This is a genomic window from Belnapia sp. (assembly GCF_059504005.1).
In genome coordinates this window covers 138641-152371 of record NZ_JCACHU010000048.1, presented here as the reverse complement: position 1 = coordinate 152371, position 13731 = coordinate 138641, and the positions used below count along the sequence as shown (strand labels likewise).

Sequence of the window (13731 nt, the reverse complement as noted above, 5' to 3'; positions counted from 1 at the left end):
AATTCCGGCAGGAAATTTTCCGGTCGATGGACAGGCTGCAGCAGCTCTCGGTCTTCCGGCGCGTGGTGGAGACCGGGAACATCACCCGCGCCGCCCGCGACTTGGCGATGAGCCAGCCGAGCGTCTCCCGCATCATCGGCGAGCTGGAGGGGCGGCTCGGCGTGCCGCTGCTGCTGCGCTCGCCGCGCGGCCTCACCACCACCGAGGCGGGGCAGGCCTTCCATGCCGAGGCGGTCAGCATCCTCGACCGGCTGGACGAGGCGGAGGCCAGCCTGCGCAGCGCGCAGGCCTCGCTGGCCGGGCCGGTGCGCGTCGCCTGCGTCGCCGCCTTCTTCAACGCGGTGGTGCTGCCCTGGCTCACGGATTTCCTGCAGGCGAACCCGAAGGTCACGCTCGACGTGCGGCTCGACCCGAAGCAGGTGGACATGGTTGGCGAGGGCATCGACCTCGCCATCCGCTTCGGGCCGATCCGCGAGCAGTCGCTGATCGTGAGGAAGCTCGGACGGATCGACTTCGCGCTCTTCGCTTCGCCGGGATACCTGCGGCGGGCCGGGGTGCCGCAGGCGCCGGAGGAGCTGGCGCAGCATGATTTCTGTCGGCTGACGATCGGGCGGAGCAGCAGCCTGCTGACGCTGGAGGGGCCCGAGGGCCGCAGCGTGACCGTCGAGACGCATGGGCATTTCTGCGCCGACAGCGTCGACACCACGCATCTGGCGGCGCAGGCCGGGCTCGGCATCGCCCTGCTGGCGCCCTGGGGCGTGGCGGAGGAAATCGAGGCGGGGCTGCTGGTGCCGGTGCTGCCGGGCTGGCGGGCGGAGCCGCGCGACGTGCACGCCGCCTGGCCGGGCAGCCACAGCCTGCCGCGCCGGGTGCGCGCGGTGCTCGACATCCTGGTGGAGAAGGCGGCGGCGGAGCCGCGGCTCAGGGCGCGCTGAGCGGCCGGATGCGGTAGCGGTAGCGATAGACCTCCACGAGGCCGACGCGGCGCTGCAGGGCGAGGGATGCCGTGTTGGTTGACGCCACCTGGGCCCAGAGGCGGGCGGCGCCGAGGCTCGCGGCCCAGTGGGCGGCGGCGCGGATCAGCCGCCCGCCGAGGCCGCGGCGGCGGAATTCCGGGCGGGTCGCCAGGTCGAAGATGCCGCAATACGGGCCGTCCACCACGGCGAAGAGGCAGGCGGCATCCACGCCGTCCTCCCGCAGCAGGAACCAGCCGCCGGGCGTGGCCAGGATCTCCGGCATGCGGAGCTTTTCGGCGCGGCGGGCCTCGGTCTGGTACTCGGCGGTCGCCACCATCGCCATCCAGTCGGGCCCGGGGCCGTCGAGACGGCGGGCGGCGGGATCGGGCCTCGCCGGCAGGGGGCCGGCATTGACCAGGGTCTCCTCGCCCTTGGCATAGCCGCGTTCGACGAGCAGCGGCTCGAGCCCGGGCGGGTCGAGCGGTGTCAGGCGGAAGCGGCAGGGCAGGCCGTGGCGGGCGTAGAGCGCCTCGATCCGCGCGACACGCTCGGCTAGCGCCGGGTCGGGCGCGGGGTCGAGGGAGCTCACGGCATTGCCGCGGCCGGTGCCGCCGAGGAAGAGCTTCGCCACGAAGGGCCCGTCGAAGGCTTGGCGCGGCGCCGGCAGCGCGGTGAGGCAGGCGCGCTCCAGCGCCGCGACCTCGGCCTGCATCAGCCGGCGGTGAGGTTGAGGCGGCGGATCAGCGCCTCCTCCCGCGCCACGGTCTCGCGCAGGTCGGCGGCATAGGCCGCGCTGTCGCGGTACTCGTCCGGCATGTCGTAGCGGGCGAGGAGGGCGCGGAACTCCTCCGATTTCTGCGCCGTGGCGAAGGCGTCGTGCAGGGTGCGCGTCACCGCCGGGTCGAGGCCGGCGGGAGCGACGATGCCGAAGGGCGTCGTCACCACCATGCCGTAGCCGAGCTCCTTCAGCGTCGGCGCATCGGGCCAGCGCACCAGGCGCTCCGCCGTCCAGACATTGAGGATGGCCGCCTGGTTGCCGTCGGCCAGCGCGCCGAGGCCGGAGCCGCCGGCCATGACGTCGATATGCCCGCCGAGCAGCGCCTGAGAGCCGTCGGCATCGCCGCGGAAGGGGGCATGGATCAGCTCGATCCCTTCCTTCGACGCCAGCTCCGCCATGGTGACGTGCGGGGTGCCGTTGGCGCCGGTGGAGCCGAAGGCGAGCTGGCCCGGGCGGCGCCGCGCCTCGGCGACGAAGTCGGCCCAGCCATTGGGGAAGCGGCCCGCCTTGGCGATGACCATGAAGGTATAGCCGGTGACGCTGAGGACGGGGGTGAAGTCGCGCAGCGTGTCATAGGTCAGCTTCTGCAGGAGCTGCACGCGGATGGCGGAGGCGGGAAGCTGGGTCAGCAGGTAGCCATCCGGCCGGGCGCGGGCGACGGCGGCGGCGCCCAGGGTATTCGCCGCCCCCGGCTTGTTGTCGACGATCACCTGCTGCGGCAGCTGGCGGGAGGCGCCCTCGGCCAGGGCGCGCAGGACGACATCGGTGGTGCCGCCGGGCGGGAAGGGGACGATCAGCGAGACCGGGCGGGCAGGGAAGGCCGGCTGGGCCTTGGCCAGCATGGGGGCGGCGAGAAAGCCGCCGAGCAGGGCGCGGCGGGGCAGCGCCGAGGGCGCCTGGTCGGACATGTCGCATCTCCCGGGACGAGGGGCGTCGCACCATGCCGCCTCACGCTTTGATGCGCCAGGGGCAGATCAGCTATCGGTACTGTCATTGGCTTGGGACTCACAATCGGGGACCGAACATGCCATGTTTGGTCGACGGGACGCCGGTTGCGCAGTTCCGGGCCGCTCCCCCCCCCCTCCATGCGGCCCGGGATCAGACCCCCCAAGCCGGCCGGCGTCCCGGATACCTCACCCCCCTCGTGCTTCCTCCGCCAGGCGGGCGACCGCGTGGCGATAGGTCTCGTCGAAGAGCGCGTCGAGCCCCGCATTCACGCCCTTGGCGCCGGCGGCGACGCGGCCGGCCCAGCCGACATATTCGAGGCGGCGGGCGTGGTCCCAGCCGGCGGGCGGGCTGCTTCCCAGCGTGCGGAGGTTGGCGATCTTGTCGGCGAGCTTCACCTGCTTCGCCGCATCCGAGGCGCGGGCGGCGTGGCGGACCTGCAGGCCCTTGCGCACCTCCTTCGGCAGCGACTTGTCGTCCGAGACCTCGGCGACGATGCCGGCGACCTCCGGGCCGAAGGCGGCTTCCAGATCGGCGAGGGTGGTCGGGACCGGGTCGGCATCGCTGTCCTCGACGGTGTCGTGCAGCAGGCCGGCGATGATGGCGGCAGGCGGGGCGCCCTGGGCGGCGAGGATCTCGGCCACCTCCAGCACATGGTTCACATAGGGCTCGGCGGCGGCGCCCTTGCGGCGATGCGTGGCGTGGACGCGGGCGGCGAAGCTGGCGGCGCGGAGGATGGCGGCGAGCGGTTCGGCCTCGCGTGTCATTCGGTCTCCGGGGACCTGGACATGGAGAAGGGGGCTTTCGCCCCCTTCGTGTCAGGTGTTCATCGCGTCGAAGAAGTCCTGGTTGGTCTTGCTGTACTTCAGCTTGTCCAGCAGGAACTCCATCGAGTCCTGGGTGCCCATCGGGTTCAGGATGCGGCGCAGGACCCACATCTTGGCGAGCGTCGCGCGATCCACCAGCAGCTCCTCCTTGCGGGTGCCGGACTTGGTGATGTCGATCGCCGGGAAGGTGCGCTTGTCGGAGAGCTTGCGGTCGAGGACGAGCTCGGAGTTGCCCGTGCCCTTGAACTCCTCGAAGATCACCTCGTCCATGCGCGAGCCGGTGTCGATCAGCGCCGTGGCGATGATGGTCAGCGAGCCGCCTTCCTCGATGTTGCGCGCGGCGCCGAAGAAGCGCTTCGGCCGCTGCAGGGCGTTGGCGTCGACGCCGCCTGTCAGCACCTTGCCCGAGGAGGGGACGACGCTGTTGTAGGCGCGGCCGAGGCGGGTGATGGAATCCAGCAGGATCACCACGTCGCGCTTGTGCTCGACCAGGCGCTTCGCCTTCTCGAGCACCATCTCCGTCACCTGGACGTGGCGCGTCGCCGGCTCGTCGAAGGTCGACGCCACGACCTCGCCCCGCACGGTGCGGGCCATGTCGGTCACCTCCTCCGGCCGCTCGTCGATGAGCAGCACCATGAGGAAGACCTCGGGGTGGTTGGCGGTGATCGACTTGGCGATGTTCTGCAGCATCACCGTCTTGCCGGTGCGCGGCGGCGCGACGACCAGGGCACGCTGGCCCATGCCGATCGGCGCGATCAGGTCGATGACGCGGTGGGTGTAGTCCTTGCTCGGCCCCTTGGCGACCGCTTCCGCCTCCGGATTCTCCATCTTGAGGCGGCGGTTGGGGTAGAGCGGTGTCAGGTTGTCGAAGTTGATCCGCTGGCGCAGCGCCTCCGGCGGCTCGAAATTGATGGCGTTGACCTTGAGGAGGGCGAAGTAGCGCTCGCCATCCTTCGGCGCGCGGATCTGGCCCTCGACCGTGTCGCCCGTCCGCAAGCCGAAGCGGCGCACCTGGGCGGGGGAGATGTAGATGTCGTCGGGCCCGGGGAGGAAGTTCGCCTGCGGGCTGCGGAGGAAGCCGAAGCCGTCCGGCAGGATCTCGAGCGTGCCCTCCCCGAAGATCGCCTGGTCGTTCTCGGCAAGCTGCTTGAGGATGGCGAACATCATGTCCTGCTTGCGCAGGCTGGATGCGTTCTCGACCTGCAGCTCCTCGGCGAAGGAGAGAAGCTCGGCGGGACTCTTGGCCTTGAGTTCGGAAAGATGCATGGCGCGGTGCGTCCGGATGCGAGGGGACGGGACGGTCCCAATGGAGGCCGGGGTCGCGGCGCGTGGCGCGCCATGGGTCCGGCCCTTCCGCCTGTGCCATGAACACGGACCCTGAAGCGGGGCCGGGGCCGATGGCCGGCGATGTCCCAAGGAAGGAAGGAGGGAGTAAGGCACCGGGCGCGTCGCGCACCCTATGCCCCAGGGAAGCAGGCCGGACCCTAGAGGAGTGGATCGCTGGCCGTCAACGGTTGAGATGGGGTATTTTCCGCCCGAGGTCAAGTCTCGCCGCCGACGGGCAGGCTGCTAGGCTCCGCCCATGGCCGTTCTGAAGATCGCCCGCATGGGCCACCCCGTCCTGCTCGAGCGCTGCCGCCCCGTCGCCGACCCCGGCGCGCCCGAGATCCGCCGCCTGGTGCGGGACATGTTCGACACCATGGAGGATGCGCCGGGGGCGGGGCTCGCCGCGCCGCAGGTGCATGTGCCGCTGCGCCTCTTCGTCTTCCGGGTGCAGCCGCACCGCTCGACCGGGGCGGCGGGCGATGCGGTCATCGGCAATACCGTCGTGATCAACCCGGTGATCGAGCCGGTCGGCGAGGAGCGGCAGCTGCGCTGGGAGGGGTGCCTTTCGATCCCCGGCCTGCGCGCCGCGGTGCCGCGCTTCGCGCGCCTCCGCTACAGGGGCGTCGATTGCGACGGCAGGGCGGTCGCGGCGGAGGTGACGGGCTTCCATGCCGGCGTCGTCCAGCACGAGTACGACCATCTCGACGGCATCCTCTACCCGATGCGCATGGCCGATTTCCGGCCCATGGGCTTCACCGAGGAGATCGGCCGGGCGGAGGAGCTGGCGGCGCGGATGGCGGAGATCCGGGCGGAGTGGGCGGGCTTCGCCGGCTAGACGCCTTCCAGCAGCCGGATCTTGAGGTCGCGGAAGGCCCGCTGGAAGCGGCTGGTCCGCTGCTGCTCGATCATCGCCTCCAGCGCCTGGCCCAGCGCGCGCAGGCGGGCCTCGCCGAGGCGCTGGGCCTCGCGGAACATGGACCGCTCCTCCGAGCCCGCATGATGGTCCACCGCGGCATGGAGCGCCCGCAGGTGCTCCTCGAATTCCGGGCTGGCGGTGTCGAGCTTCAGGGTCATGGCGAGCAGGTCGGCCAGCTGGCGGTGCTCGGAATGGGCGACGGCCACGTCCTCGCTGACCGGCCGAACGGCCGGGTAGAAGATGTGGTCCTCGACATGCTCGTGGATCTCGAGCTCGGAGGCGAGGGTCCGCATCAGGTCGCGGCGGTCCGGCTGGTGGCGCGGCATCGCCTCGATGGTCTCGAACAGCCGGCGGATCAGCTGGTGATGCTCGGTGAGCACCTCGTCGGCCTTCCGGCCCTGACCCGGCGCGGCATCGCGCGGCACGGGCGGCAGGTCGGCGGCGGTGACGATCTCGTCGCCCGGCTCCTGCTCCCGCCGGATCTCGACGATGCCGTCCCGCAGGCGGGTCTCGTAGCGCGGCTGCGGGCAGGTGGATGGGCCGCTCTCCGGCCAGCCCGTCTCCAGGTCGTATCTCGAGCCATGCCAGGGACAGACGAGCGCGTTGCCGAGCACCCAGCCCTGGTCCAGCGGGCCGCCCAGGTGGGAGCAGCGCGCGCCCAGCGCATGCACGTGCCCGCCGCGGCGGACGAGGACGATGCCGATGTCCTGCCGGGCGTTCTCGTCGCGGAGCTCGACCCGGCGGGGCCGGTTCTCCTCCAGCTCGGCGAGCGGCAGCACGGGCGTGAAGTCGCGGGGCTCCGGGCTGCGGTCGGCATGGTCGACGCCGATCCGGCGGCGATAGACCATGTGCCCGCCGAGATAGCCGCCGACGACCATGCAGGCCCAGCCGGCGGCGCTGGCCAGGCGCCCCTCCCGCCGCCGCCCGCGCCCGCGGAGCCCGATTGAGGCGAGGGTGAAGGCGAGCGCGGTGCCGTTGGTGAGGGCGTGGACCAACCCGATCCGGCGGTCGCGGCCATTGGTGTGCTGCCAGTCCGCGAGGCCCGTCGCCGCCGCGGCCACGGCGCCGGCGGCACCGGCCTTCAGCGCGATGTCCGCGGCCCGCGCCGTGCCGACCGACCGGGCCCCCAGCGCCGCTAGGAGGTCGAGGCCGAAGGCGAGGGTCCAGGTCCCGATCGGGATCGTGACCAGCATCGGGTGGATGGGGTGGCCGTAGCCGGTGCCATGCAGGGCATCCCCGATCTTCCCCGCGGGACGCCCGGCGATCTGCGCCGGGCGGGCCATCGCGGTCTCGATCGCGTGGCTCGGCGCATCGAGCGAGGCGGCGGCCTCGAGCCGGCCGATTGCCGCATTGGCGGTCCTGGCGAAGCGGGAAGGTGTCATGCGCTGCCCTCGTCGTCGCGCCCCTCAGGCGGCCGCGCGATCCGCCGCGGCCAAGGCTCAATGCGCCCGGCCTCCGGCGGTTCGCCGCGACGCAACAGGAGATGCGAATACGGCCGCCGGGAGTTCTAGAAGGGCTTCACGATCACCATGACGACGATGATCACCATCAGCACCGTCGGCACCTCGTTCATCATCCGCCAGTAGCGCTCGGTATGCGGCCTTTGCCCGGCGGCGAAGGCGCGGCGGGCGCCGGCAAGGTGCATGTGGAAGGCCGTCATCAGCAGCACCGAGAGCAGCTTCAGGTGCCACCAGCCGCCGCGCCAGTCCACCGCGCCCGGCGTCAGGATCAGGGTGAGGCCCAGGAGCCAGGCGGCGATCATCGCCGGGTTCATGATGGCACGCAGCAGGCGCCGCTCCATGGTCTCGAACAGCGTGGCCTGCGCCCCGGCCCCCGCCACCTGGCTGTGATAGACGAAGAGCCGCGGCAGGTAGAACAGCCCCGCCATCCAGGCGATGACCGCGATCAGGTGCAGCGACTTGGTCCAGAGGTAGAGGGGCGCGAGGGCATCGATCGTCACAGGGTCAGGTATCCTGGCCGGCGCAGCTCTCGACCGGGCGGGTGAAGGCGACCCAGCCATCGCCTTGCGGCAGGCAGCCATTCACCCAGTCGCCCTGGAAGACGCGACCCTGCACGCTGAGCCGCCCCGGCCCCTGCGGATGGCCGGCGCGGAGCTTGCCCTCGAATTCGATGCCGAGGCGCGGCAGGGCGAGGCGGCCCTCCACCAGCCGGTCGTCGCGGAAGACGCCCTCCTCCTCGCTCATCACCCGGTCGCCCTCGGTGATGGTGAGCTTGCCGCGGCCCTCGTTCTTGCCGCGGACGATGTCGCCCCGGTAGTCCATGCGGCGGGTCTCGCCGCGGCTCTGCCAGGTGACGACGGCGCGGCCGGGGCCCTCGGCGGGGCCCTCGGGGCAGGCGCCGTTCCAGTCGCCGACGATGTCGCTCGCGCCGGGCTCGATGCCGCCGGCCCAGAGCCAGCAGCCGCTCTTCGGGTCCGTCACCCAGCCGGCGCGGCCGCCGGGGACCATCCGCTCCGCCTCGGGCGGCTCGCCGGCCGCCATCAGCAGCAGGGCCGCCGCGGCGGCCAACCATCCGCGTCCGATCATGGGCTACTCCTCGATGCCCAAGGGGGCGATGCCAAGCAGGGCCGGCAGCTCCGCCATGCTGGCGAAGGGCCGGGCGCCGACCGCGGCCAGGACGGCCGCCTCCGTCTCCCGCGTGAAGCCCAACACGCGGCAGCCGGCGGCGATCCCGGCGCGGGCGCCGAGCAGGCTGTCCTCGACCACCACGCAATCGGCCGGGGCGGCGCCGCAGGCGGCGGCGGCGGCCAGGTACATGTCGGGGGCGGGCTTGGGGCGGGGCACGTCCTCGAAGGTGAAGACGCGCTCGCCGAAATAGCGGGCGAGGCCGAGCCGGGCGAGCTTCGCCCGCAGCTCGCCGCGGGTGGAATTGGAGGCGACGGCGAGCGGCAGCCCCGCGGCCGAGGCGGCGGCGACGGCGGCCGGGGCGCCGGGGATGGCCTCTACCTCCTCGGTCAGGGCGACGAGGATGCGCCGCGTCAGCGCCTCGCCCCAGTCGCCGGGGAGGCGGCCGCAGCGGGCCTCGATCATCGGCAGCATCTCCGGCAGGGCCATGCCGAGGAAGGTCTCCCGCGCCTGCTCGGCGGACATGTACCAGCCCTGGGCGCCGATCGCCTCCGCGACCAGGCGGTTCACCAGCCCCTCGCTGTCGGCCAGCACGCCGTCGCAGTCGAAGAGGACGGCGGCGGGGCGCGTCATGCCATCTCGCGGGCCCGGGCGCGGGCCCGGGCATGGGGGCAGTCGCCGAAGGGCTTCGGGCACTGCCGCCCGCCGGCGAAGCTGCAGAGCGGGCGCTCATCGGCCTCGGCGCGGCGGACTAGGTCGCGCAGCGCGGCGATGAAGGCCGGGTCGCTGTTCTGGGCGGGGACGCGGTAGTAGCCGGGGACGCCGAGGCGCTCCGCCTCCTCCCGGTACTCGACGTCGAGCTCGACCAGCGTCTCGGAATGCTCGGAGACGAAGGCGATCGGGCAGATCAGCACCGCCGTCTTGTCGTGGCCGGCGCGCTCCAGCTCCGCCTCGGTGCTGGGGCCGATCCATTTCTGCGGGGTGACGCGGGACTGGTAGCAGACGACCTGGTCCAGCCCCTCGATCTCCAGCCGCTCCACCACGGCGGCGACGGACTGCTCCACCTGCCACTGGTAGGGGTCGCCGCGCTTGACGATGCTCTCCGGCAGGCCGTGGGCGGAGAAGAGGATGCGCAGCTTCACCTCCGGCGCCAGGGCGGCGCGGGCGGCATCGTAGGCGGCCTGGACGGCGGCGGCGGTCGCCGCGGCGAAGGCCGGGTCGGAGTGGTAGCAGCAGAGCGTCGTGGTCGGCACCGCGAGGCCGGCGCGTGCCGCGGCCTCCTCCCAGGCGGTGACGCTGCTGCCGGTCGTCGTCGTCGAGTACTGCGGGTAGAGCGGCAGCAGCAGCACCCGGTCCGGGCCCCAATCGCGCACGGCGCGGGCGGCGGCGTCGCTCATCGGGTGCCAGTAGCGCATGGCGATGAAGCAGCGGTACTCGGCGCCACCGGCCGCGTTCAGCGCCGCCTCGAGGTCGCAGGCCTGGGCCTCGGTCAGCTCGAGCAGGGGCGAGCGGCCGCCGAGGATGGCGTAGTTCTCGGAGGCCGCCGGGGTGCGCCGCTTGGCGATGAACCGGCCGAGCCAGGGGCGGATGAAGCCGGGCACCCGCAGGATGGCCGGGTCGGTGAACAGGTTCTCGAGGAACGGGCGCACGCTGTCCGGCGCGTCCGGCCCCCCGAGATTGAACAACACCACCGCAACCCGCTGCATCGGAACTCCCAGAGCCCAAAAATCCAGGCCCGCAGATTTGGCCGGTTCGCCAGCGGGTCAAGCTGCGGGGTTAGAGCAAAGCGGGGGCGGGGGGAATTACCCGACGGCTGAAATCGGGGGATCGAGGGGGCGCTGCCCCCTCAAACTCCCCCGCCAAGGGCCATAGGGCCCTTGGAACCCTTGAGTCAGCCGGTCCTGACCAAACGGACCAAGGTCGAGACATGATCGGGAGAGGTCACTTTCTCGATGCCGTGGCCGAGGTTGAAGATGAAGGGGCGGCCGCGCATCGCGCCCAGGATGGAGCGCGCCTCCGTCTCGAGCGCCATGCCGCCGGTGACGAGGGAAAGGGGGTCGAGGTTGCCCTGGAGGCACATCGAGGGTGGCACCGCGGAGGCGGCCCAGCGCAGGTCCATGGAGGTGTCGATGCCAAGGCATTGCACCCCGGTGCGCTGGCTGTACTCGATCAGCATCGGCCCGGCGAGGCGCGGGAAGCCGATCAGCGGGATCGTCGGGTGGCGCTTGCGGATGGCCCGCACCAGCGTCGCCGTCGGCTCGATCACCCAGCGGCGGAACTGGCTCGGCGAGAGCAGCCCGGCCCAGCTGTCGAACAGCATCAGCGCCTCCGCCCCGGCATCGGCCTGGGCGCAGAGATAGTCGGTGCTGGCCTCGACCAGGGTGCGGATGAGGCGGCCGAACAGCGCCGGGTCGCCATAGGCCATGCCCCGGGCGGCGGCGAAGTCGCGGCTGCCATGGCCTTCCACCATGTAGCAGGCGACGGTGAAGGGGCTGCCGGCAAAGCCGATCAGCGTCGTCCGCGGCGCCTCCCGCTCCAGCCCGGCGCGGACCAGGCGGACCGTCTCGATGATCGGCGCGGCATTGGCGGCGCAGACCGAAGGATCCAGCCGGTCGATCGCGGCCGCGTCGCGCAGCGGCTCCAGCACCGGCCCCTCGCCCTCGGCGAAGCGGAGCGGCTGGCCCATCGCCCAGGGCACCATGAGGATGTCGGAGAAGAGGATCGCCCCGTCCATGCCGTAGCGGCGGATCGGCTGCAGGGTGACCTCGGCCGCGAGCTCGGGCGCGGTGCAGAGGGCGATGAAGTCGCCGGCCTGGGCGCGGATCTCCCGGTACTCGGGCAGGTAGCGGCCGGCCTGGCGCATCAGCCACATCGGCGGCGGCCAGACCGCCTCGCCGGCCAGGGCGCGGAGCAGGGGTTTCGGGGCGGGACTCTCGCTCGGGCCAGGCATGCGCTTCTCCTTGGGGCCTAACCCTTCGCAAGAAAACAAGAGTCTTGAAAGGATGGAGTAGTGATAGGGCCTGTGGATGCTGTGGAGCCAATTACTCCGGATTCCATCCACAGGCCTGTCCACGACTGACTGAGTCGGCGACTCGCTGACTCCGTTGGATGAATCCCTTCCCGTCCCGGAGTCGGCCGACTCAGTCGGGAATCCTCTCCCGCCCGGGTGGGATGTGCGGATCAGCCCACCCGACTCACCACGGCGGGGCCGGGGCGCCGAGTTTTCCACTGCGTCCACAACGGGCTGCGCTATTCTCCCGGGATGCCCCACAGAACCGTCAACCTGCACCTGGTCTCCGACAGCACGGGCGAGACGCTCAATTCGATCGCCCGGGCGACCCTGGCGCGGTTCGAGGACCATCATGTGGTGCATCATCGCTGGAGCCTCATCCGCTCCCGCCTGCAGCTCGACCGGGTGCTGGAGGGGCTCAACCACGAGCCGGGGCCGGTCCTCTTCACCCTGGTCGACAAGAGCCTCCGGCTGGCGCTGGAGGAGAGCTGCATGCGGCTCGGCGTGCCCTGCCTCTCGGTGCTCGACCAGGTGGTGGAGCTGCTGCAGGGGCAGCTCGGCGCGCGGGCGCGGGAGAAGCGGGCGGCACAGCATGTGATGGATGCGGATTATTTCCGCCGGATCGACGCCATGCACTACGTGCTGGCCCATGACGACGGGCAGGGGACGGCGGGCATCCACGAGGCGGATGTCTGCCTCGTCGGCGTGTCGCGGAGCAGCAAGACGCCGACCTGCTTCTACCTGGCGAACCGGGGCATCAAGGCGGCGAACGTCCCGATCGTCCCCAGTTCGGAGCTGCCGCCGGAGCTCGCCGATGCGCCCTGCCCGGTGGTGGGGCTGACCATCGAGACCAATGCCCTCATCGAGATCCGCCGCCACCGGCTGCGGCTGATCGGTGCCGACGGCGTCCGGCAGGACACCAACGACTATGTCGACCATGACAGCGTGAAGGCGGAGATCCTTTCGGCCCGGCGGCTCTGCAACCAGCATGGCTGGCCGGTGATCGACGTGACCCGGCGGAGCATCGAGGAGACGGCGGCGACCGTCCTCCAGCTCATGGAGGCCTGGCACATGCGGCGAGGGGCCGCGTCCGCGCATGCGCCGGCGGATCCGGCGGCGGGTGTGCTCGGCGGAGGGGCGGCATGATCCAGCGGGAGGCGCCCGCCCTCATCCTCGCCACTGCCTCCGCGGCGCGGCGGGCGGTGCTGGCGGCGGCGGGGCTGCGCTTCGGCGCCGAGGCGGCGGCGGTGGACGAGGCGGCGATCAAGGAGAGCGCCCGCGCCGAGGGCGTGCCGCCGGGCGAGGCGGCGGTGATGCTGGCCGAGGCGAAGGCGCAGCGGCTCGGGCGCCGGCATCCCGAGGCGCTGGTGATCGGCGCCGACCAGCTGCTGGTCTGCGAGGGCCGCTGGTTCGACAAGCCGCCGGACATGGCCGCGGCGCGGGCGCAGCTGCTGGCGCTGCGGGGCCGGCCGCACGAGCTGATGACGGCGATGGTCTGCTGGCGGGGCGGGCAGCGCGTCTGGCAGCACCTGGCACGGCCGCGGCTGACGATGCGGGAATTCTCCGAGGAATTCCTCGACGCCTACCTGGCGGCGGAGGGCGAGGCGGTGCTCGGGTCGGTCGGGGCCTACCGGCTGGAGGGGATCGGGGTGCAGTTGTTCAGCGCGGTCGAGGGGGAGCACAGCGCGATCCTTGGCCTGCCGCTGCTGCCGCTGCTGGGGTTCCTGCGGCAGCATGGCGTGCTGGCCGGGTAAGGGTTCCGCCGAAATCGTATATTGACGACAAGGTGAGGACACACGATCTTGTGAGCAGCCTGGGCGCTATCCCGTGCCCGGCGGCTTGCGGGGTCGCGCGATGCCGGATCGTCAGGATGGGCGGCTTACGGAGGCCGAGCTGGGGGCCGGGCAGGCCCTGGCGGAGCGTCCGGCCGGGCTGCGCAGCCATGAGGATCTGCTGGCGGAGAATGGCGGGCTGGTGCCCTGGTGCGGCCCGGCGACGCTCGCCCTGGCGAGCGGGCTGCCCTACCGGGCGGCGAGCACGATGCTGCGGGGGATCGCGCCCGACTGGTATCCCGGCGACGGGCCGGTGGTGACGGCCTATTGGCGGGACATCCTCGGGGCGCTGGAGCAGATGGGCGTGGCGCATGCGCCGGTGGAGCTGCCCGAGCGGCGGCCGAGCCTACTCGGCTTGGTGCGGGAGGGGCTGGCGCCGGGGTGGTACCTGCTGCGGGTGACCGACCACTTCCTGTTGTTGAACAACCAGGGTTTCGGCCTGGCCGCAGTGCATGACAACCGGCTGACGGCGGCGGTGCTGACGGCGAAGACGCATGGCCGCCGCCGGGTGACGCATGCGGCGCGCCTGGCCGGCGGCCCCCGCCTGCGCTTCTGA

15 protein-coding genes are annotated in these 13731 nt (G+C 72.1%); 5 read left to right on the top strand and 10 right to left on the bottom strand.

From position 1 onward, the window contains the following. Positions 1–26: 26 nt before the first annotated feature. Positions 27–935 carry a LysR family transcriptional regulator gene (locus AC5JJ1_RS08325; protein ID WP_495784644.1) on the top strand — a complete coding sequence of 303 codons (909 nt, stop codon included), beginning with the start codon at positions 27–29 and terminating at the stop codon, positions 933–935. Here the strand turns inward: AC5JJ1_RS08325 and AC5JJ1_RS08320 are convergent. The 4 genes from AC5JJ1_RS08320 to rho form a co-directional block, all read right to left on the bottom strand. Further along, positions 922–1668 carry a GNAT family N-acetyltransferase gene (locus AC5JJ1_RS08320; protein ID WP_495784643.1) on the bottom strand — a complete coding sequence of 249 codons (747 nt, stop codon included), beginning with the start codon at positions 1666–1668 and terminating at the stop codon, positions 922–924. The two genes, AC5JJ1_RS08325 and AC5JJ1_RS08320, sit on opposite strands and share 14 nt — an antisense overlap. Next, positions 1668–2642, bottom strand: coding sequence for a tripartite tricarboxylate transporter substrate binding protein (locus tag AC5JJ1_RS08315; protein WP_495784642.1), 975 nt, complete (start codon positions 2640–2642; stop codon positions 1668–1670). The genes AC5JJ1_RS08320 and AC5JJ1_RS08315 overlap by 1 nt, the downstream gene beginning before the upstream one ends. Before the next feature lie 225 nt (positions 2643–2867). Beyond that, positions 2868–3446 (bottom strand): HD domain-containing protein, encoded by a 579-nt coding sequence (locus tag AC5JJ1_RS08310; RefSeq protein ID WP_495784641.1) that lies wholly within the window; start codon positions 3444–3446, stop codon positions 2868–2870. Positions 3447–3497: 51 nt separating this feature from the next. Beyond that, complete coding sequence (rho, locus tag AC5JJ1_RS08305) at positions 3498–4772, bottom strand: transcription termination factor Rho (RefSeq protein WP_495784640.1); 1275 nt, start codon at positions 4770–4772, stop codon at positions 3498–3500. 316 nt (positions 4773–5088) lie between these two features. Here rho and def point away from each other — a divergent pair, with 316 nt between their 5' ends. Further along, positions 5089–5667, top strand: coding sequence for a peptide deformylase (def, locus tag AC5JJ1_RS08300; RefSeq protein ID WP_495784639.1), 579 nt, complete (start codon positions 5089–5091; stop codon positions 5665–5667). Here def and AC5JJ1_RS08295 read toward each other — a convergent pair. From AC5JJ1_RS08295 to hemE, 6 genes are all read right to left on the bottom strand, one after another. Continuing rightward, a complete protein-coding gene (locus AC5JJ1_RS08295) occupies positions 5664–7130 on the bottom strand; it encodes a DUF2231 domain-containing protein (protein ID WP_495784638.1) in 1467 nt (488 codons plus the stop codon). The two genes, def and AC5JJ1_RS08295, sit on opposite strands and share 4 nt — an antisense overlap. A gap of 125 nt (positions 7131–7255) precedes the next feature. Further along, positions 7256–7708 carry a protoporphyrinogen oxidase HemJ gene (gene hemJ, locus AC5JJ1_RS08290; protein WP_495784637.1) on the bottom strand — a complete coding sequence of 151 codons (453 nt, stop codon included), beginning with the start codon at positions 7706–7708 and terminating at the stop codon, positions 7256–7258. 4 nt (positions 7709–7712) lie between these two features. Then, complete coding sequence (locus AC5JJ1_RS08285; RefSeq protein ID WP_495784636.1) at positions 7713–8294, bottom strand: hypothetical protein; 582 nt, start codon at positions 8292–8294, stop codon at positions 7713–7715. A gap of 3 nt (positions 8295–8297) precedes the next feature. Beyond that, positions 8298–8966: an HAD family hydrolase gene (locus tag AC5JJ1_RS08280; RefSeq protein WP_495784635.1), complete on the bottom strand. Its 669-nt coding sequence runs from the start codon at positions 8964–8966 to the stop codon at positions 8298–8300. Continuing rightward, positions 8963–10039 (bottom strand): ferrochelatase, encoded by a 1077-nt coding sequence (hemH, locus tag AC5JJ1_RS08275; protein ID WP_495784634.1) that lies wholly within the window; start codon positions 10037–10039, stop codon positions 8963–8965. Before hemH ends, AC5JJ1_RS08280 begins: the two co-directional genes overlap by 4 nt. Before the next feature lie 185 nt (positions 10040–10224). Then, positions 10225–11283, bottom strand: a complete 1059-nt coding sequence (hemE, locus tag AC5JJ1_RS08270) for a uroporphyrinogen decarboxylase (RefSeq protein WP_495784633.1) — start codon at positions 11281–11283, stop codon at positions 10225–10227. 312 nt (positions 11284–11595) lie between these two features. On the opposite strand from hemE, the gene AC5JJ1_RS08265 reads away from it, so the two are divergent. The 3 genes from AC5JJ1_RS08265 to AC5JJ1_RS08255 all read left to right on the top strand — a co-directional run bounded on the left by AC5JJ1_RS08265 (position 11596) and on the right by AC5JJ1_RS08255 (position 13731). After that, positions 11596–12489 carry a pyruvate, water dikinase regulatory protein gene (locus AC5JJ1_RS08265; protein ID WP_495784632.1) on the top strand — a complete coding sequence of 298 codons (894 nt, stop codon included), beginning with the start codon at positions 11596–11598 and terminating at the stop codon, positions 12487–12489. Continuing rightward, positions 12486–13097, top strand: a complete 612-nt coding sequence (locus tag AC5JJ1_RS08260) for a Maf family protein (protein ID WP_495784631.1) — start codon at positions 12486–12488, stop codon at positions 13095–13097. Before AC5JJ1_RS08265 ends, AC5JJ1_RS08260 begins: the two co-directional genes overlap by 4 nt. A gap of 100 nt (positions 13098–13197) precedes the next feature. Then, complete coding sequence (locus tag AC5JJ1_RS08255; RefSeq protein ID WP_495784630.1) at positions 13198–13731, top strand: hypothetical protein; 534 nt, start codon at positions 13198–13200, stop codon at positions 13729–13731.